Below are 3,408 nucleotides of genomic sequence, written 5' to 3' on the forward strand. Positions count from 1 at the left end.
TGCGGACGTCGCGTCGCCCGCCCCGCTGCCGCCGGGCGCGGTGCCGCCACCCGGCCACCGGCCGTCAGCCACCGCCGACCATCGCGCGCCCGACCTGCCGGCACCCGGCCTCCTGCCGCCCGACCCGGGCTCATCCGTCGGGCGCGGGCCGTTGGAGCCCTGGCCGGACACGGTGCACTGGCAGTCGATCTCCACCGACCTGATCTGGGTGGAGCTGATCCGGCTGGCGGTCGTGGTCGCCATCGGGCTGGCGGTGACGGCGGTCGGCTGGGCCTTGAGCGGGCACTGGCTGTTCGGGCTCGCCCTCGCCGTCGTGCTGGGGCTCGGCGCGTGGCGGGCCATCACCGTCGTCCGGGCGGTCCGGGCCTGGGGGTACGCCGAACGGGAAAACGACCTGCTGGTGCGGCACGGGCTGCTGGTCCGGCGGCTCTCCATCGTCCCGTACTCGCGGATGCAGTTCATCGACGTCAGCGCCGGGCCGTTGGAACGCGCCTTCGACCTGGCCACCGTGCAGTTGCACACGGCGGCGGCGGCCAGCGATGCCCGGGTGCCGGGGCTGCGCCCCGCGGAGGCGTCCCGGCTGCGCGACCGGCTCACCGCGCTCGGCGAGGACCGGGCGGAGGGCCTGTGAGCACCCGCGCGGGCAGCCGAGGGCCGCGCCGATGAGCGACGGGCCCGCCGAGCCGAGCACCGTGCCACCCACCGGCCCGACGCCACCGGGGCCGGCGCTGCCCACTGGTGTGGCACCGCCTGGCCCGGTGCCGCCGGGGGCGCCCGCGCCGTGGCCGACGCCACCGGGCGACGGCGACGGCGAGCCACGGCAACGACTGCACCCCCTCAGCCCACTGCTGCACGGGGCCAAGTCACTGGTCGTGGTGATCGCCGGGTTGTCCTGGTCGACGCTGTCCCGGGTCGGCTTCGGCTGGTTCGCCGCGATGGTGGGGGCGCTGGCGCTCGGCGCGACCGTGCTGTCGGTGATCAGCTGGTACAACACCGGCTACCACGTGGTGGGCCGCGAACTGCGGGTGTACGAGGGGCTGCTCTGGCGGCGTACCCGGGCGATCCCGCTGGAACGGTTGCAGGCCGTGGAGGTGGTCCGGCCGCTGCTCGCCCAGCTCACCGGCCTGGCCGAGCTGCGCCTGGAGGTGGTCGGCGGGGGCAAGACCGAGGCGCCGCTGGCGTACCTCGGGGTGGCCGACGCGGCCCGGCTGCGCGGGCGGCTGCTGGCGCTGGCCGGGCGGGTGGCGCAGACACCCGCGCCGGAGCACCCGGTCGCCCCGGGTGTCGCGACGGCTCCGGCGGCCACGCCCGGTCGGCCGCTACACGCCGTACGTAACAAGGATCTGCTGGTCAGTCAACTACTCACCCCGCAGGCGTTCCTGCTCCCGTTCGGTGTCGCCTTCGTCGTGGTGCAGTTCCTCACCGCGGGGTCGTGGTCGTTCGTCGCGGTCGCCAGCACGTTGACCGCGATGGCGGGTGTGCTGCTGCAACCGATCCGCCGGGTCCTCGACGACTGGAACTTCCGGCTGGGCCGCGACGGCGCCACGCTGCGGGTGCACAACGGTCTGCTGGAGACGCGGGCGCAGACCGTGCCGCTGGAGCGGGTGCAGACCGTGCGGGCCACCTGGCCGTTGTTGTGGCGGGTGAACGGCTGGCTGCGGTTGCGCCTGGAGGTGGCCGGTTACTCCGTCGCCGAGGCCGATGACCGCAACCGACCCGACCGGCTGCTACCGGTCGGCGACCTACCGACGGCGGCGGCGATCGTCGCCGAGGTGCTCCCGGGGGTACGCCTCGACGCGCTCACGCTGAGTCCGCCGCCGCCCCGCACGCGCTGGCTGCACCCGCTGGGGCGGCGTGCGCTCGGCGCGGGACTGTTCGAGCGGGTCTTCGCCACCCGGTCGGGCCTGCTGACCCGGCAGGTGGCGATCGTCCCGTACGCGCGGATCCAGAGCGTGCGGGTGGTGCAGGGGCCGGTCCAGCGCCGGCTGGGGCTGGCCACCGTCTACGCGGACACCGCCGGCGGCTCCGGCGCCACCGCCCAGGACCGCGACCTGGCCGAGGCGTGGGCCCTGTCGGCCGAGCTGACCTCCCGGGCGCACGCCGCCCGCCTGCGCTGAGGCCCAGCGGGGCGCCGGGTCAGTGGTCGGCGGGGACCGCCGGCTGTGGGGTGGGCGTCGGTGGTGTCTCCGCGACCGGTTGCGTCCCGGGTTTCGGGTGGCGGGCCCGCCAGGCGGCCCACCCGCGCTCGGCCAGGCCGACCACCAGGTAGGTGATTCCCACGTACGCCCAGCCGACCAGCACGTCGATCACGTAGTGCTCACCGGAGTAGACCAGGGTGAAGGTCATCGCCAGCGGGTACGCCAGCAGCAGCGGCCACCAGCAGCGGCGGGTGGTGGTCAGGAAGAACAGCACCACGAACAGCGCCCACGCGGTGTGCAGCGACGGCATCGCGGCGACCGGGTTCGAGGCGATCTGACCGGCGTTGAGGACGTTGCCGGCGCCGTGCATGCCGAACGCCTTCCAACCCCGCGTGGAGATCCGGGCGACCTCGGTGAGCAGGCCGTTCTGGGCGGCCCACCAGGGCGGTGCGGCCGGGTAGACGAAGTAGGTGACCAGGCCGGCGGCGCACAGGAACCCCCAGCGGCGCATGTACGCGGCCCAGCGGTGCCGGTCGCGCAGCCAGAGCACCGCCGCGGCGGTCAGCGCCACCACGAAGTGCGAGAAGTACACCCAGCTCGCCGCGACGTCCCACCAGTGCACCTGCGGGCGGTACAGGTGCTCCTGCAACCAGACGGTGGGCACCTCCCCGCCGGTGGCCCAGCCGAACATGAACCGGTCGGCGACGATCAGCTCCATCGCGTGCGGGGTGGCGCCGTTGTCGGCGAACCCCCGCGAGAGGTTGTAGACGACGAACAGCAGCACCACCGGCACCCAGTCCCGGGCGAAGCGCAGGTGGCTGCGCCACGGCCGGTCGCTGTTCCAGGCGATCGTCGCCAACCAGATCCAGACGAACGCGTACGCGGGGTCGGTGGGCAGCCCGATCGCCAGCCACGCGGCGACGAAGGCGACCGCCCAGACCGTCATGGCGACGATGCGCCGACGGCCCCCGTCGGGCGACGCGGGCGGGTCGGTCCGGGCGGGGGGCTGGGGGTCAGTCACGACGGCCATCGCGGTCAAGGTTAACGACGGGTACAGCATCGACCGACGGGGACCACCCGTCGGTGGGTCGGGATGGGTGCGCCCGGATCGGCGGGCGCGTGCTCGACGCGTCCGGGGAGCACCTAGGAGCGTGGGTCAGTAACGCTTCGTTCGGGGTGGTCGGTCGTTGACCAGTCGTGGGTAGTGCGAAGACGTTTCGGCGGTTCGATCCGGATCAGATCTTGTTGTTGCCGCCGTCGTTGGACGAGT

At 74.1% G+C, this 3,408-nt stretch carries 3 protein-coding genes; 2 read left to right on the top strand and 1 reads right to left on the bottom strand.

Annotated features, from left to right (window positions below; translation table 11 throughout):
* Positions 1–40 precede the first annotated feature (40 nt).
* Both F8271_RS30605 and F8271_RS30610 read left to right on the top strand, forming a co-directional pair.
* Complete coding sequence (locus F8271_RS30605; RefSeq protein ID WP_370462004.1) at positions 41–631, top strand: PH domain-containing protein; 591 nt, start codon at positions 41–43, stop codon at positions 629–631.
* Positions 632–662: 31 nt separating this feature from the next.
* Entirely contained in the window at positions 663–2,117 is a 1,455-nt protein-coding gene (locus tag F8271_RS30610) for a PH domain-containing protein (protein WP_151493270.1), read from the top strand.
* Between the two features lie 19 nt (positions 2,118–2,136).
* On the opposite strand, the gene F8271_RS30615 is transcribed toward F8271_RS30610, so the two are convergent.
* Complete coding sequence (locus tag F8271_RS30615) at positions 2,137–3,168, bottom strand: phosphatase PAP2 family protein (RefSeq protein ID WP_151493271.1); 1,032 nt, start codon at positions 3,166–3,168, stop codon at positions 2,137–2,139.
* Positions 3,169–3,408: the final 240 nt, after the last annotated feature.

Origin of the sequence: Micromonospora sp. ALFpr18c (assembly GCF_008868155.1) — a bacterium.
Classification (GTDB): domain Bacteria; phylum Actinomycetota; class Actinomycetes; order Mycobacteriales; family Micromonosporaceae; genus Micromonospora.

Bases quoted from the DNA above. Each gene is read 5' to 3' on its own strand.
- F8271_RS30610 (WP_151493270.1), top strand. From the start codon at position 663: ATGAGCGACGGGCCCGCCGAGCCGAGCACCGTGCCACCCACCGGCCCG.
- F8271_RS30615 (WP_151493271.1), bottom strand. From the start codon at position 3,168: ATGGCCGTCGTGACTGACCCCCAGCCCCCCGCCCGGACCGACCCGCCC.